Origin of the sequence: Peribacillus sp. TH27, from assembly GCF_016650915.1 — a bacterium.
Classification (GTDB): domain Bacteria; phylum Bacillota; class Bacilli; order Bacillales; family DSM-1321; genus Peribacillus; species Peribacillus butanolivorans.
In genome coordinates this window covers 3,458,212-3,482,936 of record NZ_JAEKEV010000002.1, presented here as the reverse complement: position 1 = coordinate 3,482,936, position 24,725 = coordinate 3,458,212, and the positions used below count along the sequence as shown (strand labels likewise).

Here is a 24,725-nt window from a genome sequence, read left to right as displayed (position 1 = left end):
AAACTGAGCAGCTATCCGTTAGGATAGCTGCTTCTTTTGTTTTTGCATACGAAAACAAGTATTATAAATATCCTGATCCATCATGTTTAGCATTTATGATTTCCTGCCAGAAGACTCCCTCTTCAAGCGTGTGAAGGGCGAGAGCCCAACGGTAAGGGAAAGATGAATGGCGGTTGGCATAAGCCAAAGTAATCTTTTGACAAACATACGTTCTGTGATTAATAATAACTATAAGGGGGTGAAACCAATGGTCGTAAACAAAGCTTATAAATTTCGAATCTATCCAACTAAAGAACAACTAGTCCTAATCAATAAAACGATCCGCTGCTCCCGTTTTGTCTATAACTTCTTTCTAGGCAAACAAATCGTGACCGTATCTAAAACGTTTGCTTCTAGCCAATTGTGTTCTAGCTGCGGTTATCAAAATAAAGACGTTAAACATCTGAATCTTCGTGAATGGGATTGTCCTTTTTGTTCTACTCACCACGATCGAGATATTAACGCAGGACTCAATCTAATGAATGAAGCCATAAGGCTTCTAACCGTAGGAACTACGGGAGTAGCCTAATTAAAAATTGGCCGATAGGCTAATGTTCTTAGGAATCCCCCACTTCAATCAGACCGTAAGGTCGATAAGTGGTGGGCAGTTCAAGAGTTCCTAGTTTTATAAAGTAAATAAATAAAGTATGGCGCCCCAATGCTTGCTGTAAAGACACCAGCAGGTATTTCTAATGGTGAAAATAAGGTTCGCCCAATCAAATCTGCGATCATAACTAGGATACCTCCGAGTAAGGCTGAAGTGGGCAATAACACTCCAAAACTTGAACCTACCAGCCTTCTAGCCATATGAGGAGCCATTAATCCAACGAAACCAATACCTCCTGCAAAAGCAGTAGCACCACCTATCAAAGCTGTGCTTATCATCAATAATGTAAATCGCTGTTTTTGAACTTGCCCTCCAAGCCCGGTTGCCAAGTCATCACCCAGCTCTTGTAAATTAATATTTCTTGCATAAAGAAAGGCTAGTAAAAGAAATAGGATGGTCCATGGCGCAAGCACGGCGATATTTTGCCAGCTAGAGTTAGACACTGATCCTGTAATCCAAAGGTTTGCCTGGCTTGCTTGATAGATTGGACCAAGAATCATCATCATAGTAGTGAGGGCTTTCATTAAAGCCATGACTCCTATCCCAATCAATACAAGTCTTATTGGGGGAACTCCATTTTTCCATGCTAAGAAATAAACAAGTAATGCAACAACTGTGGCACCAATAAACGCAGCTAGCGGCATCCAATTAATACTCACTGTTAAAGAATGATTTTTGTCGCTAAAAATAGCCATGAAACCAACAACAGCTACAGTTGCTCCTCCAGTTATTCCTAAAATATCAGGTGAGGCAAGTGGATTTCGAATCATCCCCTGAAGAATCCCCCCTGCTACTGCAAGACCCATCCCTACCAAAAGTGCCACAATAATTCTCGGCAGACGGAAAGACTGAATCACAAGGCGATCACCCTCAGTTCCTCCTCCAAGGAAGACCTGTAAGACACTCAAAGGGTGAATATTCATTTCACCTATCCCTGTACTGATCACAAACACTAAAGCAGTAACCAAAAATAATACAAAAACAACAATTATAGCTTTTTTGTCCATTAGGAATGATATTCTTTCATTGAATAAACGAAAGTTCTTATATGACTTCATCGACCGCTGAACCCCTTTCTGGCAATATAAATAAAGAATGGGGTTCCGATAATAGCTGTCATAACTCCGACTGGAACTTCCTGTGGCATCAAAATATACCTAGATATGATATCAGCTGCAAGCAAAAGCACCGCCCCTAAAAGTCCAGCAAAAGGAATTAACCAGCGATGGTCAATACCTACTAAAAAACGGGTAAGGTGGGGAACAACAATCCCAATAAAGCCAATTGGACCAGCAACCGCTACTGATCCTCCTGCTAGTAGGATAACTACCAGTCCCAGCACAATCTTAAGAAAAACTATATTTAAGCCAAGACCTTTTGCAACATCTTCACCCATAGATAACACATTCATTTTTCCAGATGTAAATAAGGCTAGGACCCATCCAACTGCAAGATACGGAAACACTGCAGTTAAATTATCCAAACTCCTACCGGAAACTGACCCTGCAAGCCAAAATAAAACTTGCTCTAAAAGTGCCTCATTTGAGACAAGAAGACCTTGTGTTAGCGAAGATACCATGGCTGTCATTGCTGCACCAGCCAATGTCAGCTTCATCGGTGTTAAACCGCCTCGGCCCATGCTACCAATCATATATATACTTACCGCTGCTATAGCGGCTCCAATAAAAGACAGCCAAGTGAATACTTGAAGATTGCTTATTCCAAATATGGTGACTCCAGTAACAACCGCCAAGCCAGCCCCAGCATTGACCCCAAATATATCAGGAGAAGCGAGTGGGTTCTTAGTTAGAGTTTGCATTAATACACCTGAGATTGCTAGACTTGCACCAACTGCAGATGCGATAAGAGCGCGGGGAAGCCTTACAGATTGAATAACAATATGTTCATTTGATCCATTGAAATGTGTAAATGCGTCAATGGCCATTTGCCAAGTTGTATTCGTATAACCGTATACGATGCTTGAGCACAGTAAAAAAAGCAGCAAAACAATGGTAGTAAATATTCCCATCCATTTCTGCCATGTATTTTTTAATAACATATCCAATTACCTTCCCAATCACTTTTGTAAATACTTATGATAATTAATTGTACTGGCGGTAAAGGGAATATGTCAATGAATTTGAGAATCATTTTCAATTATATATTGACAGAAAAGTATATTCATTTTATGATGATGCTGTTAAGTGCGAATGATTATCATTTGCTCTATATTAGGAGGGATACATAAGATGTTTAAGATTAGATCACTTTTTACTATTATTACTTTATTTGCAGTCTTCCTTCTAGCAGCTTGCGGAAGTTCAAATGACCAAGCAGAAGGAAATAAGGCTGATGACAAAAAAGAAGAGAAAAGCTATACAATTGAACATGCCATGGGAACAACCAAATTAGAAAAACAACCTAAAAGAGTGGTAGTTCTTACAAATGAAGGTACAGAAGCATTACTAGCTTTAGGAGTTAAACCAGTTGGGGCTGTTCAATCTTGGCTTGGAGACCCTTGGTACGATCATATTAAAGAAGATATGGATGGCGTTGAAGTTGTTGGTGTTGAGCATGAGGTGAATTTAGAGAAAATTGCCGCATTAAAACCTGACTTAATTATCGGAAGCAAGATCCGCCAGGAAGCTGTATATGATAAATTAAGTGCAATTGCTCCTACTGTTTTTTCAGAAACACTTAGAGGAGATTGGAAAGAAAACTTTAAATTATATGCAAAAGCTTTAAATCTTGAAGAAAAAGGTAACGACGTAATTGCTCAATTTGATGCCCACACTGAAGATTTAAAAGCTAAACTTGGTGATAAGGTAAATCAAGAAGTTTCTATTGTTCGTTTCATGGCTGGAACAACTCGTATTTATTACACAGATTCATTCTCTGGAGTAATTTTCGATCAATTAGGATTTAAGCGTGCAGAGCAGCAGAAAGAACTATTTACTGCAGATAATAAACTTGGTAACCTTGCAATTGAGGTAGGAAAAGAAGTCATACCTAAAATGGATGGAGATATTCTTTTCTACTTCACATACGCACCTGAAGGTGACAAACAAGCCCTAAGTACAGCAAAAGAATGGACAAATGATCCTCTTTGGAAAAACCTAGATGCAGTGAAAAAAGGAAATGCCTATGAGGTCAGCGACGCAACATGGAATACGGCTGGCGGTGTTATTGCAGCTAACAAAATGCTAGATGATCTAGAAAAAATAATGCTTAAAAAGTAAAACTCATACAAAGAAACGGCCTTTCTTGATTTAAAAATCGAGAAAGGCCGTTTCTATTTTTCAAATCATTTCAATTGAAGTTTTGTCTCTTTCATCGAAATAAAAGTTAGTACTGTGGTCAAAGATCCAGTCAATATATATTGAAATTATTATTAGCCGATCTGCTGAAGTCGTCTTGGCAACTATTTTCCTCTATATAGATTAACATCAAAAATAATACGTCCCGCAAAAATTATTAACGTGGAATTACGACACTATTCCAAGTGATTATGAAAAATCTCAATTACCCTGCTTGTCCACTTTCTTTCAATTGATCGTCAACAAACAGTATGCCTAATTCGTAATGCTCGCCGTCAAATAAGGCTCTTTGCACAAAACGTATTTGTTCATTATTACCGATTACCTCAAGCTTACAGTGAGCCCGATTTATTTGCAGCGCCCTGTATAACTCCTCTTCTTCCCTGACGACTATACCATTTATTTTCGAAATGATCTCGCCTTTTACTAACCCCATTTTATCCGCCGGGGACTGAGGGATAACGCCTAAGATCTGGACACCAAGCTTGCTTTTCGAAAAATAAAAAGGTAGCTTTGCATCCGAAACCTTTTGGGAATAATGCAGAAACTCTCGTCCTAGAAGAGCTAAAACAGCTGTTATAATGGCCAATAGCGGGTACCAGTTACTAATAACCGCGAATGCAGTAATCACAAACCCTAAAGCTCCCACCTTTTTACCATGGGCCCTAATGGCCTGTTCCGGAAGCGTTCCATGAACTTTTTGCTTAAACCCAATTAAAAAGGGCACAACAATCGGTGACAGATACACTTCTCCGATTGAAAAAACCGGATACCATTCGAAAGGTGCTGGAAGTTCACCTCCTGGAATCATAACGAACATCGGAATTAGCCATATTCGTTGAGAAACATACACACCTATTGGCTGTCCCCGCTTGGAAACCTCCAACTGAGGGGATATCTTTTTACTTCCATTGCTAACAATCAGAAAGCCTTCAGCAATCAATAAAAACCCAATCAAAATAACGAGTGTTGGATAGACAGATTGATTCAACTGATTAAACGCATCCTGAAATATCGGCAGTTGGATATCTCTATCGTATAAAAAGAAAAGGATAAAGAAGGTGACTCCCATTGTATAAACGGGTGAAACAAATCTCCGGTTCATGGTCAGCACAGCTATCATCGTAACCGCTGCCACAATGATTAGCGCCGCCAGCGGAATGACGATTCCAGAAGCCAAGGTGAGGAACGAAAGAATTAATCCCCAGATCACTCCTTGCGGAAACAAAGCACGCAGCTCCATGGATTTTCTGTAAATCTTCGTATTAAAGTCATGGCGTTCTCGTTTAACGCGAAGATAGCCTATGAATAAACAATATGCAATTGAAACATAAAGCAATGGATGAAGAAAAAGTTTTCCTAATCCTAGTAAGCATGCACTCAACCAATCTGTTGTCAATTTCTTCCCACCATCCTTACAAGTAATCAAATGTATGTATAATTTCTCCTAGTCAGTTATCTCCTATTCTATCAAATATGCCAGCTCCCTGCCTATTAAGATGAAGAAAAAAAAGCGTTTCCTTAAGTTTTCTCCGTTCATCGTATTTAAAATATCCACCCTGCAAATTGAAACCATGCAAAAAAGGCACCGCCACAAATGAGCGATGCCTTCTCCTTTACTTCACCACATAATTCAATGCCGTGCGCAACTGAATATCATTGTCTTCATCCTGAATTTTTTCCAGAATTGCGGTTTCTAGGTGTGCAGCGGTTTTAGTGTCCAGTTTACCAGTCACTTTCAAACCATACTGCTTTTGGAATGCTTTAACTGCTATCTCTGTACTCCAGTCATAATAGCCATCTTCACGTCCCGTTTCAAAACCAAGTCCTTTTAAAATAGTTTGGGCATATTGAATTTGTTCATCAGTCATATCACGCTGAAGTACCTTTTCAACGGACAGCTGATGGGCATCAAAGAAATCCGGCTGTTTTACTTCAATTGTAGGCTTAATCCCCTTTTTATGAATCCAGTTTCCAGATGGCGTCAGCCACTTGTATAGCGTAAGTTTAATCTTGCTGCCATCTCCCATTGGTACAGCCTGCTGTACAGTTCCCTTGCCGAAGGTCTTCTCACCTATCAATGGGTAGCCCCCCGCCTCCTGCATCGCACCAGCCAGGATTTCTGAGGCCGAGGCACTGCCCTTATCCGTCAAGACGGCGATTGGATAATCCTTTTCTTTATTTAGATTTGTAAAAAAGGATTGCGTTTCACCCGTTCTCTCAGCAATTTGTAAATATGGTTTATCCTTTGTTATAAACTCTCCAAGTATCGTTTCCACACTCGATAGGAGGCCGCCTGGGTTGCCGCGCACATCTATGACCAATCCTTTAATCCCTTTCTTTTCTAACTCCTTCATCTGCTTTTTAAAATCAGATGCGGTATTTTCCGAGAAAGTGGTTAATTCGATATAGCCAATTTGCTCTCCCGCCGCTTCTTTAATCGATGAAAAAACAGTGTCAAGTGGAATTTCAGCACGAACCATATTGAATTCAATTGGATTTGAAACCCCCGCACGCTTTATTTCCATTTTAACGGCTGACCCTTTTTCACCACGGATCTTTAAGCGTGTTTCATACAAATCCAAACCTTCGACACTTTCATCATTCACCTTAAGGATTTGATCCTTCGGCTTTAACCCCGCTTTTTCAGCAGGGGAGTCTTTGTAAGGAGACACAATAATGACCTTACCATCTTCCATCCCGATTTCCGTACCGATCCCTTCAAACGAGGAATCTAAAGTTTCATTAAATTGCTTAGCGGTTTCCTTGTCCATATATACGGAATATGGATCTTTCAAAGCTGACAGCATACCTTGAATGGCACCTTCGACAAGGTGAGAACCGTCAACCTTGTCCACATACTGATTTACGATCAAACCATAAGCTTGTTCCACTTTTGCCCATTCCTTATCTTTTATTACCATTTGGTTTTCCTGTTTTGTCTCATTCTTACCTGGGGAGCTTGTCCAATATATGCCCCCCCCTGCCCCAATAACTAATGACATAATGATTGCTAGAGGAAGTACCCATTTTTTGACCATATTTATCCCCATTTCTGCCCTGATATGTATTTCAATATATGAGCAGCTTGGAGGAAATATGCTTGTAGACAATAGTGAACACAACAAAAAAACAGACTAGAATTTTATCCTAGTCTGTTTTTCTATTGATGTATTGGGTATTAATTAGGTATGTAGTTTAATGGATTTACTGCATTTGACTTGCTATAATTCCATGCACCTTTATGTAGCTCAAAGTGTAAATGCTGACCGTATGAATGTCCTGTGTTCCCCATAATACCAATTTGTTGACCTTTGGCAACAACAGAACCAGTACTTGCTTGTCTAGAGCTTAAATGTGCATACACCGTTGTCCATTGCTGACCACTGATTGAATGGGTAACAAAGATAACATTACCGTATGTACTAGAGAAGTAAGAACGGCTTACAACTCCGTCTGCTGCCGCTACAACAGGAACCGTTCCACTAGCAGCAATATCAATGCCGGCATGCTGTTTATTCCAACGTTCACCCATTGTTGAAGATACATATCCTGCACTTGGTCTAGTAAAAGTACCCGATGAAACAGCTGGCACTTGACTTACATTAGACGAAGATTGGGATGATGATGATGGTGATGGTGATGGTGATGAACTGTTGCTTTTTGCACTAGCCCCTGAAGAAGATTGTTTTTTTGATTCAGCTGCCTGTGATGCCGCTTGTGATGCTGCTTGTGCCGCTGCTTGCTCTGCACGTTTTCTCGCTTCGGCTGCCGCTTTTTTACGAGCTGCTTCCAATTCTGCAAGACGGTTTTGTTCTAAGTTGATAGCCGATTTGATAGCAGTTTCTTGAGCAGCAAGGTTCGCTTTTTCTTCCTCTAAGCCCATTTTCTCATCTTCATGTTTTTTGGTTTGTTGCTTTAATTTCTTAACTAAAGCAGCCTTTTCTTGCTTCTGCTGTTTTTGTTGCTTTTGGATTTCCAAAAGTTCGGCTTTGGCTACTTCTAAACTAGCAAGCTTCTTTTCAACAGCTGTCTGCTTTTCTTCTAGGTCCTTTTTATCCAACTCATGCTGCTTTAAAATATCCCGATCGGCTTCAGCAATTGTCGCTACAGCTCCGACGCGGTCAATTAAATCACCGAAACTGGATGATCCGAATAACACTTCTAGGTAGTTCACGTCCCCACCAGTCTCTTGGAAAGAACGCGCCCTTTCCTTCAATACTTCATTACGTTTGGCGATCCGTTCTTTTAATACTTTAATCTCTTCTTTTAATGCTTCAATTTCTTTTTTCGTTTGTGTAATTTCAGCATTTTTAGCATCGATTTTTTTTGTCGATTCTGCAATTTTTGCTTCAATGGCTGCAATTTGTTCCTCTGCCGTCAATTGTTTATCCTGCAGGTTATCGATTTTTTTCTCAGTATCGGAAATATTCGATTCAACACCCGAACGTTTCTCCTGAATAGATTCTTTCTTTTGTTGCAAATCTGAAAGCGATTCAGCATAAGCCGAAGGTGCGACTAAAATGCTCCCCAACCCGATCATTATCGAAGCATTCATGGCAATGATATTTTTTTTCAACGTTTCATTTCCCCTTTCAATCCCGTCACATCTAACGCCTTGTAACGTCTCTCTATTTGTACTAGGCTTCTTTTGACATTCGAGTGTAAAAGAAGGTGTGAAGATACATTTTTATACTTTTAAGAACTTCCTAACGGACATCAAGCTGCCCCATATCCCGATAACGGCGCCTATTGCAATAAGAATGGCCGAAACTTGATAAATAAACGGGCTTGCAGGTAGAAAATCTATGAATTTAAACGTAATCTGTGGTGCTGCATATTTATAAATATTGTAATAGAGTACTGAAATCAGACCAATTGGCACGATTGAACCGAGAATTCCCAACCAGAGTCCCTCTAAGAAAAATGGCCAACGGATAAAGTTATTTGTTGCTCCTACTAATCTCATAATCTCAATTTCTTTTCTTCTAGCTACAATTGTAATTTTAATAGTATTCGAAATAAGGAACATCGCAGTAAAAAGCAAACCTACAATAAGAACGATTCCTATATTTCTGGCTATATTCACGAAACTGAATAGTTTCTCGACGTAGCCTTGTCCATATTTAACACTCTGGATATATTCAAAACCTTCAATTTTTTTTGCCACCTTGATGACATCTTGCGGAGATTTCGTTTTGATAATGTAAACGTCCCTTAATGGGTTGTCCTGTTCAAATGGTTTGAAGGCATCACCATTATCGCCTAAATCATCTATTAAATTGGTGAGCTCTTCATCTTTTGGAGAGAATATGACTGTTTCGATGCCGCTCATCTCTGTAATTTTCTTACCGATTGCTTTTATATCGTCATCATTCGCAGCATTATCAATATGTGCACGAACTTCGACATCCTTCTCCACATTTCCCGCGATATGATTTAAATTCATCATGAGCACTAAAAAAACGCCAACCAATGTTAGAGTGACTGTTACTGCACTGACTGATGCAAACGTCATCCAACCATTACGGCCAATATTTTTAAAACTTTCACGGAAGTGACGGAGTAATGTTCTAAATTTCATATCCGTAATCACCTCGATGTTCGTCTCGAACTATTTTTCCACTTTCAATGGCAATGACACGTCGTTTAATATTGTTAACGATGTCCCTATTATGTGTGGCCATGACGAGTGTTGTTCCACGATTATTAATTTCTTCAAATATGTTCATAATTTCCCATGATGTTTCAGGATCTAGATTCCCTGTAGGTTCATCGGCGATAACCACCTTAGGGTCATTGACGATCGAACGTGCAATCGCAACCCTCTGCTGTTCTCCACCAGATAGTTCAGAAGGTAGCATTCTAGCTTTATGTTTAATCCCTACTAGATCAAGAACTTCCATGACTCTCATTTTAATTTCTTCTGGTTCTTTTTCGATAACTTCCATCGCAAATGCAACATTTTCATAAACTGTGAAGGTTTGAAGGAGTTTGAAATCTTGGAATACCATACCGATATTACGGCGGAATAGAGGAACTTTCGAATTGCGGATACTTGGAAGGCTGACACCATTTACCAAGATATTACCACTTGTCGGCTTTTCTTCCCGATACATCATTTTGATGAAGGTCGATTTACCGGCACCGCTGGGTCCTACTACATAAACGAATTCGCCTGGTTTTATTTTTACATTGAGTCCATTAATGGCAATTACGCCATTAGGATAGGTCTTTTTCACATCTATCATTTCTATCATTCTAAAACCACCTAATTTGCTTGTTTTTATATCTATGTAACTAAGCTTTTTCGACAATTTTCACTGGAATCTGACAGGAATCTTTCTTACTAGAGCACAGAAACATTATAACATCTAATTTTGTCAAATTAAGAATAAAAATATTACAGTTTCATTTCAGTGAGAAAGATTATCAACATCTACGTAATAATTCTAGGATTAGTTTTCTTGATTAGGGATTAGATGTGGGTTTTCTGTGGATTTAAAAGGAGGATAAATGAAACGCCCCGCTGTATGCAGAACGTTTCTATAGTCGTTATTTATGTTCAGCAAGCCATTCAGCAACTTTGCTCGCTTCGGTTCCCTGAATTATACCTTTTGGCATTGCTCCTTGACCCTTTGCAATGACTTGCTCGATTTCTTCTTTTGATAATCTCGAACCAACTTTCGTTAAATTCGGTCCTACGCCACCTTCAAGATTTACTGCATGACAGCTTGAGCATTTGTTTTCATAAATTTTCGCTGCATCTCCTGCATCTACGGTTGTAGTTTCGTTCTTATCACTTGCTGGCTCATTATCTGCATTATCATTGTTTCCTCCGCATGCAGCCAAGGCGAGAGACGTACCCATTAATAAGGCTAACCATTTCTTTTTCATAGAATTTACCCCCTCTGATTTATACCAGTACAGAAATATTATACCAATTTTAATCTAGTTTAAAACCCTCCCCAAGTACTTCCGATGCATCCATTACGATCACAAACGCTTTAGGGTCAACAAGTTTAACCAATTGTTTCAATTTAGTGAATTCCGACTGGTCTATTACACACATCAATATTGGACGAGTATCATCCGTATAGCCGCCATACCCGGAAATTCGTGTTACTCCCCGGTCTAGCTCATGTAAGATAGCATTCCTTACTTCCATTTCATTATTCATGATAATTAATGCCATCTTAGAACGATTCAACCCAACCTGAACGAGATCAATCGTCTTGCTTGTCACATATAAACCTATTAACGCATAAAGCCCTTTTTCAATATCAAAGACAATCGCAGCGCTTAAGACAATGATTCCATCAATCACAGCTACACATGTCCCTAATGACATATGGGTATACTTATGAATAATCTGCGCCGCTAAATCCGTTCCCCCTGTGGAACCCTTCCCGCGGAAAACAATTCCTAACCCAAGGCCCACCATAATTCCCCCACATATTGAACCAAGCAAAGCATCATTCGTCCATGGCTCCCAATCCTTTGTAAGGAAAACAACAAGCGGTAAGAACAAGGTTCCAATCAGACTCTTGGCACCAAAATGCCGTCCAAGTATAATAAGTCCAGCAATAAATAAGGGAATATTACATCCCCACAGAACATAGGCTGGCTCCCAACCGAGCGTAGAATCGAGAATCGTACTAATTCCGCTGACTCCGCCTGAAGCAATTTGGTTGGGAAGCAAGAATACATTAAAACCAATTGCAATAATAGCCGAACCGACAATTACCAACCCATACTCCATTAACTTTTGTATCAAAGGGTGCTTCTGCTCCCGGTATCTTTTTCTCATTCTATATTGTCTCCTAAAAAACCATCATTTTTTATCTAGTATTGGCCGAACGTTGTATTGCATCCCCTATAAGATCCTGTAAAAGTCAGCCAAATGACTTTTACAGTGGTAGTAAATTGAACTTCCATGTATACGTAATCATAAAAAAAGCCGAACCAGAAAATCCGGCCCGACTTTTACTTCTTATAATTTTGAACGTAAATAAGCATCAATGAACATATCGATATCTCCGTCCATGACAGCTCCCAAGTTTCCTGTCTCCGCACTAGTACGGTGGTCTTTTACCATGGAGTAGGGATGGAAGACGTAAGAACGAATTTGGCTTCCCCAGCCAATTTCCTTTTGCTCTCCGCGAATTTCATCCAAATCGGCTTGCTGTTGTTCAATTTCAAGTTGATATAATTTGGCTTTCAGCATATTCATGGCTTGAGCCTTGTTTTTGATTTGCGATCTCTCGTTTTGGCACGTTACCACAGTATTTGTAGGTAAATGCGTAATCCTTACGGCTGAGTCAGTTGTATTGATATGCTGACCACCTGCCCCACTTGCCCGGTACGTATCAACCTTCAGATCTTCCGTACGAATTTCTATATTAATCGTCTCGTCGAATTCAGGCATAACTTCGCAAGAAACGAATGAAGTATGACGGCGCCCTGATGAATCGAAAGGAGAAATTCGAACTAGACGGTGAACACCTTTTTCTGCTTTCAAATAACCATATGCGTTATGGCCCTTAAACAGAAGCGTGACACTCTTGATTCCAGCTTCATCACCTGGAAGGTAATCAAGGGTTTCTACTTTAAAGCCCCTTTTTTCACCCCATCTTGTATACATACGAAGCAACATTGAACCCCAATCTTGGGACTCAGTTCCACCTGCACCAGGATGCAATTCCAGAATTGCATTTTTCGAATCATATTCTTCACTTAGTAAAAGTTGAAGTTCAAATTCATTCATCTTTTGTGAAAGAATCGTGATTTCTTCTACCAACTCAGCAAGAAGTTCTTCATCGCTTTCTTCTTTCACTAATTCATACGTCAAATCCAGATTTTCATATGCATCATTCAAATCGGACAATTGATTGACTTGATCTTTCAATGCATTCGTTTCATTGATGACAGTCTGTGCTTTTGACTGATCATTCCAAAAATCAGGGTGTGTCATCTCATTTTCTAGTTGTGCGATTCGTGCCTCTTTTTCATCTAAGTCAAAGAGACCCCCTAAAGTCTGTTAATCGTTGTGCGGTTCGTTCAAGTTCATTTCTAATTTCTGCTAATTCCATTTCTCTTCACCTCATTAAGTATGTTAAAAAAACCCCTGTACAGGGATGTGTTTCAGTACCAATAAACATCTTCAAACTATACGCAAACTAAACATGAAAAGAGGCGGCAAGTTCTTACACCGTCTCTCTTATCATTATACACCTAACTTTAGGCTAAATTACCATGGCAATTCTTATATTTTTTGCCGCTGCCACATGGACATAAGGCATTTCGCCCGACTTCATCCTTTTTACGGGCTGGAGCCTTCTTCACTTTTCCTCCATCTTCTTCCTTCGGATTGACCGCTTGTCCTTTTATGACTTCTTTCCGCTCTAAATTGTTGCGAATTTCAGCTTTCATAATGTATTTAGCGACTTCATCTTCCATGGAGGCAATCATGGCTTCAAACATTGCGAAACCTTCTGATTGGTATTCACGAAGTGGGTCAATTTGACCATAAGCACGAAGGTGAATCCCTTGACGCAATTGTTCCATAGCATCGATATGGTCCATCCATTTGCTATCCACCGCACGAAGAACGATAACCTTTTCAAACTCTCGCATTTGATCTTCTGAAAGCTCTGCTTCTTTTTGATCATAGTCTTCTTTCACTTTATCTAAAATAAATTCAACCAATTCCGATTCATTTTTTCCTTCTAAATCTTCTATTGTGATTGAACCTTCATTGAATAGGTTACCATTCAAGTAATCGACAAGACCTTGTAAGTTCCAGCCTTCTTCATCACCCATTGGGGCAAACGCAGCAACATTGCGCTGAATGGATGCCTCAATCATCGTCTCAACAATTTCACGTAAGTTTTCACTTTCCATCACATCAAAACGCTGTTTATAGATGATTTCCCGTTGTTGACGTAGGACATCGTCATACTGCAGCAATTGTTTACGCGAATCAAAGTTATTCCCTTCCACTCGTTTCTGAGCAGATTCAACGGCTCTCGTCACCATTTTACTTTGAATTGGCTGTGAATCATCCATACCAAGACGTGCCATCATACTTTTCATATTATCCGAACCGAAGCGTCGCATCAGTTCATCTTCCATTGATAAATAGAATTGAGTAACCCCAGGATCTCCCTGACGACCGGAACGACCACGCAACTGGTTATCTATCCTTCGACTTTCATGACGCTCCGTACCGATAACAGCAAGGCCGCCAAGTTCTTTGACACCTTCGCCAAGCTTGATATCCGTACCACGGCCAGCCATGTTAGTAGCGATTGTAACTGAACCTTGATTACCTGCATTCGCAATGATTTCTGCTTCACGCTCATGATTCTTTGCATTCAAAACATCATGAGGTATACCTTTTTTGGATAAATACGCAGAAATGACTTCAGACGTTTCAATGGCAACAGTACCAACAAGCACTGGCTGTCCTTTTGTATAACGCTCAGCGATGTCTTCCACAACAGCGCGGAATTTCCCATCCGTTGACGCGTAAATAAGATCGGCGCGGTCATCACGAACAATATTCCGGTTTGTTGGAATCGCAATAACATTCATATTATAGATATTCCGAAATTCCTCTTCCTCTGTCTTAGCTGTACCTGTCATACCAGAAAGTTTTTCGTACATCCGGAAATAGTTTTGGAACGTGATGGTTGCAAGAGTCATGCTTTCATTTTGAATTTCAAGGCCCTCTTTTGCTTCAATTGCCTGATGAAGACCTTCACTATAACGACGGCCCTTCATTAAACGGCCAGTGAATTGATCGACGATGACTATCTCGCCATCTTGAACAACATAATCCACATCCAAATGCATGGAAACATGCGCCTTCAGAGCCTGATTAATATGATGGTTTAAGGTAACATGGTTGATATCGAACAAGTTATCGATATTAAATGCTCTTTCAGCACGGTTCATACCTTCTTCGGTCAGCTGAACACCTTTTGTTTTTTCATCATACGTATAGTCCGTTTCTTTTTGTAACGTCCTCACAAACGCATTTGCTTGGATGTAAAGCTGTGCCGATTTTTGCGCTGAACCAGAAATAATCAATGGCGTTCTCGCTTCATCAATCAAAATCGAATCGACTTCATCGATGACAGCAAAATGCAACGGGCGCTGTACCATTTGTTCTTTATACAAAACCATATTGTCACGCAAGTAATCAAAGCCTAACTCATTATTCGTGCTATAAGTAATGTCAGCATTGTAGGCAGCTTGTTTTTCTTCTTTAGAATGACTGTTCAAATTCAACCCAACAGTCAAACCCAGGAAATCATACAATACACCCATCTCAGTTGCATCACGGTGCGCCAAGTATTCATTGACAGTCACGACATGCACACCTTTACCAGTAAGCGCGTTTAAATAAACCGGCATGGTTGATGTTAATGTTTTACCTTCCCCCGTTTTCATCTCAGAGATGTTTCCATCATGAAGTGATGCCCCACCCATGATTTGAACACGGTAAGGATACAAACCAAGAGCTCGTTTTGCCCCTTCACGCGCAACCGCAAAAGCTTCAACAAGCAAATCATCCACGGTTTCCCCGTTTTGATAACGCTCCTTAAACTCCTCTGTTTTGGCGCGCAACTGCTCATCCGATAACGCAGCTGTCTCATCAGCCAGCGCTTCGACCTGATCAGCGACTTTTTCCAGACGCTTAATTTCTCGCTTATTCGGATCAAAAACTTTATTTAATATATTAAGCATTCAATAACGCTCCTCTATTATGGTAATGATCATTCAATAACACATTCATATAAGTAAGAAGAAACACACCTTCTGTTAATACTAATCCAAGCTTAATTTTAACACTTCTATTCTAGAGGTACAACTTCATGTCACTCTATGTCTATGGACCTGAATTCAGTTCTTACGAAAAACATTGGATAAAAGAGGGGTAAAACTGTTAAAATAGAGGGAAGTAGCAAAAGTACATTACACACTCCCCACTTTTCACATGAGTCCTTAACAAGACAAACGAAAATGCGAAGTAAGCACAACCTTCTATCAATAGAAATTTTTGGTCCCTCTATGACTGATAGTCAGTTGAAGCAATCTAGCTTTTCAGGCTTCCTATTCCTGTGATTTTATGTGGGTTTAAAACTTATAAATCGAAGATAAATAGAACATGTTTCGAGGTGGTATTGTTGATTGGTGAACGTGTAAAAAAACTGAGAGAAGAAAAGAAAATGTCAATGACTGAACTAGCCGATAAAGCCGGAGTAGCAAAGTCATACTTAAGTTCGCTCGAGCGTAACTTACAAACGAATCCTTCTATTCAATTTCTCGAAAAAATCTCTTCTGTACTTAACATTCCTGTAGATGCCCTTCTTTACGATGCACCAAATAAGGAATCCTTGGACACTGACTGGATGAAAATTGTTGAGGAAGCTATGAATTCTGGCGTTTCAAAACAACAATTCAGAGAGTTCATTGAGTTTAATAAATGGAGAAAAGATAAGCAAGAATAGATGAATTCTAAACTATCTTCACAAACATAAATAGTACTGCTCTATCAAACTAGTATTGATAGAATTTCAGAAAATAAAATAATCCCTATAAGCAGCTATGTTGTAAATCAACTGTTTATAGGGATGTTTTTTTCATTCCTTTTTGGTTCTTAGTTTTCATTGTTCTGCTCTAGTGGCACATTTAGATTCTCTTTTTTTAAAAAAGCACTAATTTCTTCTTTCTTAAAACCCAATTTCCTAGCTTCTGAAATCAACTTCACCCATTCTTGATCCACTTCCACGTTAACCACCTCTTTTATCCTCCTAAAATACTACTTGTATGTATTTCAGGCAGACCAGCCATCTTAGCATTAAGCAAACTTAGGCCTGTGCCTTTGCGCCCTCATCTTTCACTGAGCTTGCCTTTGTCAGGGAAATTATTACAAAAACTATATTTATTAAGTTATTATAGCGAATATTTGCTCCAAATATTGCTACTTTATGTCGCTAAATTACCACAATGCACAACTTTTTATCGACAAAATATTACAAAATCAAGAAATCCATGATATTTTTTGTCTATTTCATGTACAAAACAAGATGGTTCAAATGATTCACGTTCGTTTTTTTATAAAATTATAAACATTGCCCTTCTTATTCAAACGATGGGGCATATTAATTCTTTCCATAATAAGTGCATCAAAGGCTTTTTGCGCAGACAAGTCCTCACCGCAGGTCGGACAAAGCCAACCTCCATATTCTGCACTGCTAAAAGACGCTCTATGACATGTATAGCAATTTTTCTGATACAAAAATCCAACTCCTCTGCACCATAATCAAATCATTTTATATAAATAAATTATTGTTCTTTTTAAAGAACTTTAATCTGAGTATAGTGCAATAGGAGGGGTTATTTAAATAGGTATAAGTACCTATTTATCTTATTAAAGAACGGAAAATGTTCTTTTTAAAGAAAATGCAATACATTCCATACTTCATTGTGTTTTTTAGAGAACAATGAAATTCCCAGGAGCCAACCAATTAATCGATACTATTTGATACCTTGTTTTCAACAGATGGATTTTACTTATTATCACATTATCAAAACACTTATCAAATTGCCGAAAGATCATTAAGGAAAAAGGAAGGAAATATAAACAACCATTGACTTCTATGGTTGAAATCGGTGGTTATTTTTCCAGAGCTTATAGAACTCCTTAGCCCAAATGAACATTGCAATGGATGGAGTAAAATTTAAAAAGCACAACCCATAGTCTGGGTTGTGCTTTTGTTTATAGATTCATATTAACTAGGTTCAATTAATCCGTAGCGCCCATCTTTACGACGGTACACAACGTTCGTTGTATTTGTATCCGCATTGGTGTAAACGAAGAAACTGTGACCAAGCATATTCATTTGCAGAATCGCTTCTTCACTATCCATTGGCTTCAAATCAAAGCGCTTATTGCGGACTACTTCAATATCAGTATCATCTTCAAATTCATCCACCACTTCATCAATTTCCGTATTAAAGGCGAACGCCTCAGGAGTTGTAGATAAGTTGTTACGGAATTTACGATTGACTTTCGTTTTATGTTTACGAATTTGGCGTTCAAGCTTGTCATTAATCAAGTCAATAGCAGCATACATATCCGCATTTTCCTCTTCAGCGCGAAGAACCAAATTCTGCATAGGAATCGTCACTTCGACCTTGGATGTATTATTGTTAACTTTCAAATTCACTAACACATTTGCATCTGGTGTATTGTTAAAATATCGTTCTAACTTGCCAATTTTCTTTTCGACGTATTCTCGAATTGCTGGAGTTACCTCAATGTTTTCACCGCGTACGTTGTAATTCATAAAGTGAGTCCTCCTTAAATTAAGACTATACAGTTAGATTCTACAATACCCCTCCGGTTTCCTTTAGAAACACATCATGAAATATGTCGAGATTATGAAACAATTGTCGGAAGGTTAGGAAAGGGTTGATGTCTGCCCTAGCTTTATTATAACAAATACAAAGCTATAAAGAAAAAATTAAGCCCTTAATATTTACAGAAAATTTAAAAACAATTAACATTAAAACTGTTTGCAATTAAAACGGCTGATTAATATCTAATTTCTTTTATCGTAGAACACGCCATCTGTGGATAATGATTGATAAGGGTTCACATATTTATTAGTAGATTCTTTTTTGAGACTTAGCTGTTTAATATCGCGTTGGATTTCTACTTTTTGTTCTTCTAGAAGTTGTGAAACTTTTTCGTTGAGTTCGATTAACTTCTTCCCTAAATCCTGTTCAGAATCAGAAAAAGGCGGTTGAATCCCTGCCATCAACTTCTCCCGCTCCTCAAGCAAGGCCTCAACCTTTTCAATTTTCCGGTCCCGATCCTGCTCATTTTCCAACGTCGAAAGTAATTGGTTCGTTGCCTCATAAAAATGTTGAATAGCTCCCATTATGCTTGACCACTATTGGCAAATTGCTTCTGGCGGTTCAACTGAATAGCTTCCTTCCATGTATCGCGAAATTCCATGACAAACCCTTCAACCTCTTCTAAAATATCCAGATCACTTTTAATGTTGGCTTCAATCAAGCGTCGATTCAAATAATCATAAAGGGACATTAATTCCTTGGATATAGCCAAATCCATTTTTAATGTGACCATTAGCTCCTGAATGATTTTTTGCGCTTTAATTAAATTCGTGTTTTTTTCTTGAAAGTTTTTTTCCGCAATTGCTTTTTTGCCCAATGTAATAAACTTAAGGCATCCATTATAAAGCATTAACGTAAGTTCACCTGGAGAGGCAGTATTCACCGAATTTTGTTGATAAGATTGGTAGGGATTATTGATTGCCATCATTCAAACTTCCTTTCTAAAATTGCTTAGCTGAAATACTGAGATAGGCTGCTGCTTTGACTATTCGCTTTCGAAATCGCTTTCTCCATGGCTGTGAATTGATTATAATAGCGGGTTTCTAAAGCCTTCAGCTTGTCTTGCCAACTATCTATTTTCGTATTGTAGCTATTTAAGAGTTTTCCAATCGTGAAACTTGAATTATTAACAGAAGTCGCTTTACCTGCTTTATCTTGGATATTAGTCATCGTCGCTTTGATATCAGCCCTCAACCTTTTGGCCAATCCCATTTCACCAGTTGTTTCTCCTGATTTCATAAACAAATCATAAATTTTGTTTGGATCCTCTGAAATAGCAGCACGCAGTTTTTCTTCGTTAATGGTTAACTTACCACCTTCAAGATAGTTACTTGTAGTAGTTATTCCAATTTCACTTAATGAGTTGACGGAGTTGCTTCCACCAACAGAGGTATATAGCGAGGTCCGCATTTTCGTAAGGAGACCCGTCAACATAGAATCTCCCCGAAGTGTCCCACTCTTTGCCTTCGTTTCCCACAGTTTAATTTCATCCTCAGTCATGTCTTTCCTTTGTGCCGTGGTCAACGGTTGGTATGCACGGTACTTTGTTTCATCTGTCTTCGTTTTGATGTTAGCGATAATCTCATTGTACTTGTCAACGAATTGGGTAACAGTATCTAGAACTGCGTCTACATCTGAGGTAGACGAAAAGGTTACCGGACCCGTATTCCCCTGTTTAAGAGTAATTTCAACACCGTTAATGGTGAATGTGTTGGCGGAACGTTCAATATCCAGACCGTTATAATTTAAGGTTGCATTTTGACCGGCCGTTCCTCTACTCGCTCCAACAGCAACTATATTATTTTCATCTAAATTTAGGAGATCCGTAAAGAGTGTACCACTCAAACCAATTTCTGCAGTAACACTCGTTCCATCTTCTCTTGTTAATCCATCTGGAACTGCCCCCGTGTTTTTCGCCGTAAATGAAATCTGTTTCGTGTTCTGATCATAAAAAGCGGTAACACCTGAATTAGCATTAATTTTTGATATTAAACTATTTAACGTATCAGTATCTTCAATTTTTGTTGTAAAGGTATTTAAAGAACCGTCCTTATTAATCGTTTCAATTTTTATTTCCTGTCCTATATACGCTTCAGGAATGATATCTGTTGCTTTTTCAACTCCCACTGCCCCATTACTGAGCATAGTTGCTGCTGAAGCTAATTTTCCTACTGTCAAAGTCCCAGAAAAATCAACCGTTGAATTGATATTCTTTACTGAGATTGCATTAGGATCAGAAACCGACACTGTTTTCTTAATAAAGGATTTTTGCATCCCCACTCCATCTTTAATAAGGGTATCCAGTTCCAACAATAACTTATTGATCTCACGATAATCATCTCGCTGCCATTCAGCATTTTGTTTCTTTTGTTCTAGCGTATCCAAAGGAACACGTGCAGCCTGCATCATACTGCTAACAAGCGCGTCAATATCCATCCCACTCGCTAAACCGTTAATTCTTACCATCGTAACATCACCTACCTATACTTTTTCATCTACCATAATACCGACGAACTCGGTCATCGCTGCATAAAAGTCTAAAAGCTTCTTTGGTGGGATTTCCCGAATCGTTTCATTGGTTACGTCATCCACAACCTTGACATAATACTCATTCAATTTTTCATGATATTCAAAACGAACTGCCGTATGTGTTGGATTCAGAAAGGTGTTTAAACTATCAACTACATCTTGAACCCTTTCTTTTGAAGGCTCAATATTAGATTCCGCACTTTGTTCTGAATAGGTAACTGTATTTATTTCTCTCTGATAGTAGGAACTAATTCCATCTGAAATTGCTGTTCTAAGTTGTGAGGAAAGAATATTCGTGGATAAACTCTCCAGCATCTTAATGCCCCCAATGTATTATCTTTATTTTTTATATCGGTAATTACTATTTTATATTTAGGCTTTCAACATTTCTTAAGAAGTAAGATATACGGGATTTATTTAGTAAGCATCTATTTAAAACCTTGGAAACTTTGATTATACCTATGACTTTCTGTATTCTTCGATAATTATTCTTTTACTAACTCTCTATGAAAAAGGATTCTACCTTAGCGAGTTTAATATGGACTATTAAGTAATACTTTAGCAATTTAATTTCCTTAGAAACGAAAAAAGACTCTAGAAAAATTCTAGAGTCCTTTTTTTCTAAACTGTAGAGTAAAAATTAACGTAATAACTGAAGAACACCTTGTGGTTGTTGATTAGCTTGAGCCAACATTGCTTGAGCTGCTTGAGAAAGAATTGAATTCTTAGTTTGGTTCATCATTTCTTTTGCCATATCAACGTCACGTACACGAGACTCAGCAGCAGTTAAGTTTTCTGAAGCATTATTTAGATTATTGATTGTATGCTCCAAACGGTTTTGAACTGCTCCTAGATATGAACGACCTGAAGAAACAGATTCTATTTGAGCCTGTACAGCAGTAACAGCAGCATCAGCACCTGCTTGAGTTGATATATCTAATGCAGCAACAGCAGTGTGAGCAGCAGATAAATCAACACCTACAGTAGTTAGGTCGATGTCAATTGTTTGACCTGCATCAGCGCCAACTTGAATTTTACCGTTTGCGTCTGAACCGTCCAGCAATTTTTTTGTGTTGAAAGTCGTATTGTCTTTAATACGCTCTATTTCTGAAGAAAGTTGTGCAAATTCATCTTGTAAAGCTTTACGATCTGCATCTACATTTGTGTCATTTGATGCTTGAACTGCTAATTCACGCTGACGTTGAAGGATAGAATGTACTTCATTAAGTCCTCCCTCAGCTGTTTGAATTAAAGAGATACCATCTTGGGCGTTACGAGAAGCTTGGTCAAGACCACGAATTTGCCCACGCATTTTTTCAGAAATAGCAAGACCTGCTGCGTCGTCACCTGCACGGTTGATGCGAAGACCTGAAGCAAGTTTCTCCATTGATTTAGATTGTGCATTTGTTGCACTTGATAATTGACGGTGTGTGTTTAGAGCTGCGATATTGTGATTAATAATCATTTTTGTTTCCTCCTTGAGTTTTAAGTTCCCACATCCATGTGGTTTTTTACGATGAATAGTGAATAAGACTCCCGTCTATTTCACTACTTATCGTTGTATGTATAATATCGACGTGCGTAGAAACATATTTAGAGATTTTAAGATTTTTTCTTGAAATGTTCATATAAATTTTCCAGAATACTGGTTTCTGTTTTAGTAGCTTCATTATTTTCTTGCTGAATTGATAGATAGATTTCTTTTCGATGAATCTCCACATTTTTTGGAGCATTGATACCAAGTTTGATCTGTTCGCCTTCTATAGCTAAGACCGTAATTTCAATATCATTACCTATCATGATCGATTCATTAGATTTTCTAGTTAGAACAAGCATTATTTTTCCTCCTGTTCTACTGAAGGTTCAATAAGAAGATGCTTAGTCATGTAGCCACTTCCGTTCATGATAAACTGCTTTCCTGTTTTTTTAGAGCTATTTAAAATGATAGGTGCTTGAAGATTAGCGGTCGTTTTCTTGAAAGGTTCGTGGATTGTTAAAATGACGAACGTAATAACCTCCTTTTCTGCTTCTATTTGCAAAGTAGATAGTACCTCATCAGAAAGCTTCACTTCATAATCATGAAAAATATCAAAAGGGTTCAAAATAATAAAAGCAACCTCTTTTGTTGTTAGAGATTGCAGAACGACAAATGGTGTTTCCTCCAAAGCTAGCAAACAAAACTGTTTTTCGTCTAAAAACCCTGGTATCCCGCTTCCAAATGTATAAATGTTTTCTTGTGCTATCTCTATTTCGCCATGAAATTTTGTTTGTCTATTCATATATGTTTTCACTCACCTATCTCATCTGGAAACAAATTAATGAAATCTATATCCAGCGAATTTTCTTGTAAAACTTCCACTTCTACATTACCTGGCGTGTATGTATGGTTTGGCTTATTAACCTGCACATCGATGATCGGTTTTTGAGGGGTTGCTTCTATTTCTACCTGAGCCGGTTGATAGTCCAGCTGAACACTGAAATGAGAGGGAATCCAGCCGAGATTGAATTGCTTTTCTGGCCCCTTGCTGTTTCGCTTCGCCTGAACCGCGATTGCATTACCTCCGTTTTCAATATGTCTCAACTCCGTGCCCTGCTGTGACCTTCTTGCCATACCTGCCAGCCAATCCTGATAGCCCTGCTGTGCAAATTCCTCAACTCGCTTGGATAGGCTTTTCAAATCCATATCTTCTCTCGCTTTTGTTTGATCAATCGTTAGCTTCCCTGGGGTTATCTGAATTTCTAAGATTGCTCTCGGCTGTTCAATTGATTGGCCCGCTGCCTTCTGTTCAATTTCCTGTACAGGTTGGTCTATATTCAATCCAATCTTCATTGAGGAAGACTGCAATTGTATTTGTGGCATTTGCATCCTTATCGCTCCTCTCCTTATAGAAAAAAAGCTACCCATTTAGGAATAGCTTAGCGAAGAAAATCTAGTAAACTCGGTTGGATGATTCTTGCTCCAACACTTAATGCAGCACTATGAATACTTTCCTGGGTCGTTAAATCCATTATCGCCTTTTCGATATCGACATCCTCATTTTTCGAAAGGATTTCTGTAGCAAAAACTTCCTGCTGCTTTAGGCGGTCCGTCATCATTTCAATTCGATTCTGCCTGGCACCAACCTGAGCTTGCATAGCTAAGAATGTATTGATAGTTTCGTCAATTTCTTCCAGTGTGCTACTCACGTCACCGCCGTTTTCAAGTGCATCGATCGTTTGATCAATGCTGCCGCCAATAGCAAGCGCATCTCCAAAAAGCTTGGATCCGTCTGTATTAATCTGAATAGTAATCCCAGAAAATACTTCAAGATTAATAGCTCCTGTGCCGTACAATATATTCCCATCACCATCTTTAACGGAAGATGGTTTCACATTCGTATTCTGACCGTTAAAAATATATTTCCCACCAATCTGGGTATCACCTATACTTACGAGATGTTCTTTTAATTGCTTAATTTCTTCTGATACACTTTCAAACTGTTCTCCATCATAGGTTCCATTACTACCTTGAACGGTTAACTCACGAATCCTTTGCAGAACGGAAACTGCTTCACTAATGGCATCATCTGTACTATCAATCCAGTTAGTTGCCTCCGAGATGTTACTTGTATACTGCTGGATTTGATTGAGATTGATCCGGTACCCCATTCCCATCATTGCAGCAACAGGATTATCGGATGGTTTAGAGAATTTTTTTTGAGAAGAGACTTGTTCCTGCAACTTGCCCATTTTTTCGTAACTTCTGCTTAAATTACTTAACATATTATTGGTTAGCATGGATTGCGTCACACGCATATTTT

25 protein-coding genes, 2 pseudogenes and 1 riboswitch are annotated in these 24,725 nt (G+C 38.8%); of the genes and pseudogenes, 4 read left to right on the top strand and 23 right to left on the bottom strand.

The genetic code is table 11. From position 1 onward, the window contains the following. Window positions 1-166: 166 nt before the first annotated feature. Window positions 167-355: pseudogene (locus JFU24_RS31045) on the top strand (helix-turn-helix domain-containing protein); the annotation flags it as partial. Beyond that, a pseudogene (locus JFU24_RS18065) lies at window positions 356-568 on the top strand (zinc ribbon domain-containing protein); the annotation flags it as partial. An 80-nt stretch (window positions 569-648) separates the two neighbouring features. On the opposite strand, the gene JFU24_RS18060 reads toward JFU24_RS18065, so the two are convergent. Both JFU24_RS18060 and JFU24_RS18055 read right to left on the bottom strand, forming a co-directional pair. Then, on the bottom strand, window positions 649-1,704 hold the full coding sequence (locus tag JFU24_RS18060) for a FecCD family ABC transporter permease (protein WP_201187367.1): 1,056 nt from the start codon (window positions 1,702-1,704) through the stop codon (window positions 649-651). Further along, a complete protein-coding gene (locus JFU24_RS18055; protein ID WP_201250262.1) occupies window positions 1,701-2,705 on the bottom strand; it encodes a FecCD family ABC transporter permease in 1,005 nt (334 codons plus the stop codon). Before JFU24_RS18055 ends, JFU24_RS18060 begins: the two co-directional genes overlap by 4 nt. A gap of 190 nt (window positions 2,706-2,895) precedes the next feature. Between JFU24_RS18055 and JFU24_RS18050 the strand changes: the two genes are divergently transcribed. Then, the gene (locus JFU24_RS18050; protein WP_056524448.1) at window positions 2,896-3,885 is read left to right on the top strand and encodes an ABC transporter substrate-binding protein; all 990 of its coding nucleotides are present in this window, start codon (window positions 2,896-2,898) and stop codon (window positions 3,883-3,885) included. A 283-nt stretch (window positions 3,886-4,168) separates the two neighbouring features. On the opposite strand, the gene JFU24_RS18045 is transcribed toward JFU24_RS18050, so the two are convergent. The 9 genes from JFU24_RS18045 to secA form a co-directional block, all read right to left on the bottom strand. After that, entirely contained in the window at window positions 4,169-5,362 is a 1,194-nt protein-coding gene (locus JFU24_RS18045; RefSeq protein ID WP_201250261.1) for a PDZ domain-containing protein, read from the bottom strand. Window positions 5,363-5,579: 217 nt separating this feature from the next. Continuing rightward, window positions 5,580-7,004 carry a S41 family peptidase gene (locus tag JFU24_RS18040; protein WP_201187371.1) on the bottom strand — a complete coding sequence of 475 codons (1,425 nt, stop codon included), beginning with the start codon at window positions 7,002-7,004 and terminating at the stop codon, window positions 5,580-5,582. Between the two features lie 140 nt (window positions 7,005-7,144). Continuing rightward, a complete protein-coding gene (locus tag JFU24_RS18035) occupies window positions 7,145-8,542 on the bottom strand; it encodes a murein hydrolase activator EnvC family protein (RefSeq protein ID WP_201250260.1) in 1,398 nt (465 codons plus the stop codon). A gap of 111 nt (window positions 8,543-8,653) precedes the next feature. Continuing rightward, a complete protein-coding gene (gene ftsX, locus JFU24_RS18030; RefSeq protein WP_201187375.1) occupies window positions 8,654-9,547 on the bottom strand; it encodes a permease-like cell division protein FtsX in 894 nt (297 codons plus the stop codon). Further along, the gene (gene ftsE, locus JFU24_RS18025; protein WP_201187377.1) at window positions 9,537-10,223 is read right to left on the bottom strand and encodes a cell division ATP-binding protein FtsE; all 687 of its coding nucleotides are present in this window, start codon (window positions 10,221-10,223) and stop codon (window positions 9,537-9,539) included. Before ftsE ends, ftsX begins: the two co-directional genes overlap by 11 nt. Window positions 10,224-10,518: 295 nt before the next feature. Next, on the bottom strand, window positions 10,519-10,860 hold the full coding sequence (gene cccB, locus JFU24_RS18020) for a cytochrome c551 (RefSeq protein ID WP_201187379.1): 342 nt from the start codon (window positions 10,858-10,860) through the stop codon (window positions 10,519-10,521). Window positions 10,861-10,909: 49 nt separating this feature from the next. Further along, entirely contained in the window at window positions 10,910-11,725 is an 816-nt protein-coding gene (locus JFU24_RS18015) for a YitT family protein (protein ID WP_376106588.1), read from the bottom strand. 231 nt (window positions 11,726-11,956) lie between these two features. Next, window positions 11,957-13,055 (bottom strand): peptide chain release factor 2 gene (gene prfB / locus JFU24_RS18010; RefSeq protein ID WP_235569524.1). Its coding sequence is split into 2 segments (ribosomal slippage): window positions 11,957-12,991 and window positions 12,993-13,055, totalling 1,098 coding nucleotides; the frame shifts between segments, so codons are not numbered across the junction. Window positions 13,056-13,203: 148 nt separating this feature from the next. Further along, on the bottom strand, window positions 13,204-15,717 hold the full coding sequence (gene secA / locus JFU24_RS18005) for a preprotein translocase subunit SecA (RefSeq protein ID WP_201187380.1): 2,514 nt from the start codon (window positions 15,715-15,717) through the stop codon (window positions 13,204-13,206). 440 nt (window positions 15,718-16,157) lie between these two features. On the opposite strand from secA, the gene JFU24_RS18000 reads away from it, so the two are divergent. Continuing rightward, window positions 16,158-16,481 (top strand): helix-turn-helix domain-containing protein, encoded by a 324-nt coding sequence (locus JFU24_RS18000; protein WP_201222652.1) that lies wholly within the window; start codon window positions 16,158-16,160, stop codon window positions 16,479-16,481. Window positions 16,482-16,630: 149 nt separating this feature from the next. On the opposite strand, the gene JFU24_RS17995 is transcribed toward JFU24_RS18000, so the two are convergent. The 12 genes from JFU24_RS17995 to flgL form a co-directional block, all read right to left on the bottom strand. Then, entirely contained in the window at window positions 16,631-16,771 is a 141-nt protein-coding gene (locus JFU24_RS17995) for an anti-repressor SinI family protein (protein WP_309558283.1), read from the bottom strand. A gap of 36 nt (window positions 16,772-16,807) precedes the next feature. Further along, window positions 16,808-16,894, bottom strand: a riboswitch (cyclic di-GMP riboswitch). 180 nt (window positions 16,895-17,074) lie between these two features. After that, entirely contained in the window at window positions 17,075-17,272 is a 198-nt protein-coding gene (locus JFU24_RS17990) for a hypothetical protein (protein ID WP_098177212.1), read from the bottom strand. A gap of 493 nt (window positions 17,273-17,765) precedes the next feature. Continuing rightward, a complete protein-coding gene (hpf, locus tag JFU24_RS17985; RefSeq protein WP_053348571.1) occupies window positions 17,766-18,323 on the bottom strand; it encodes a ribosome hibernation-promoting factor, HPF/YfiA family in 558 nt (185 codons plus the stop codon). Window positions 18,324-18,578: 255 nt separating this feature from the next. After that, window positions 18,579-18,920, bottom strand: coding sequence for a flagellar protein FliT (locus JFU24_RS17980; protein WP_053348570.1), 342 nt, complete (start codon window positions 18,918-18,920; stop codon window positions 18,579-18,581). Beyond that, window positions 18,920-19,321, bottom strand: coding sequence for a flagellar export chaperone FliS (gene fliS / locus JFU24_RS17975; RefSeq protein WP_116821167.1), 402 nt, complete (start codon window positions 19,319-19,321; stop codon window positions 18,920-18,922). Before fliS ends, JFU24_RS17980 begins: the two co-directional genes overlap by 1 nt. Window positions 19,322-19,347: 26 nt before the next feature. After that, window positions 19,348-20,862 carry a flagellar hook-associated protein 2 gene (locus JFU24_RS17970; RefSeq protein WP_201187382.1) on the bottom strand — a complete coding sequence of 505 codons (1,515 nt, stop codon included), beginning with the start codon at window positions 20,860-20,862 and terminating at the stop codon, window positions 19,348-19,350. A gap of 15 nt (window positions 20,863-20,877) precedes the next feature. Beyond that, a complete protein-coding gene (gene flaG / locus JFU24_RS17965; protein ID WP_201187383.1) occupies window positions 20,878-21,240 on the bottom strand; it encodes a flagellar protein FlaG in 363 nt (120 codons plus the stop codon). A 325-nt stretch (window positions 21,241-21,565) separates the two neighbouring features. Next, the gene (locus JFU24_RS17960) at window positions 21,566-22,390 is read right to left on the bottom strand and encodes a flagellin N-terminal helical domain-containing protein (protein ID WP_201187384.1); all 825 of its coding nucleotides are present in this window, start codon (window positions 22,388-22,390) and stop codon (window positions 21,566-21,568) included. 137 nt (window positions 22,391-22,527) lie between these two features. Next, window positions 22,528-22,761, bottom strand: a complete 234-nt coding sequence (gene csrA / locus JFU24_RS17955) for a carbon storage regulator CsrA (RefSeq protein WP_056524408.1) — start codon at window positions 22,759-22,761, stop codon at window positions 22,528-22,530. After that, window positions 22,761-23,204 (bottom strand): flagellar assembly protein FliW, encoded by a 444-nt coding sequence (gene fliW / locus JFU24_RS17950; RefSeq protein WP_201250259.1) that lies wholly within the window; start codon window positions 23,202-23,204, stop codon window positions 22,761-22,763. Before fliW ends, csrA begins: the two co-directional genes overlap by 1 nt. An 8-nt stretch (window positions 23,205-23,212) precedes the next feature. Continuing rightward, a complete protein-coding gene (locus tag JFU24_RS17945; RefSeq protein ID WP_201250258.1) occupies window positions 23,213-23,791 on the bottom strand; it encodes a DUF6470 family protein in 579 nt (192 codons plus the stop codon). Between the two features lie 50 nt (window positions 23,792-23,841). Continuing rightward, window positions 23,842-24,720, bottom strand: coding sequence for a flagellar hook-associated protein FlgL (gene flgL / locus JFU24_RS17940; protein ID WP_201250257.1), 879 nt, complete (start codon window positions 24,718-24,720; stop codon window positions 23,842-23,844). Window positions 24,721-24,725 lie beyond the last annotated feature (5 nt).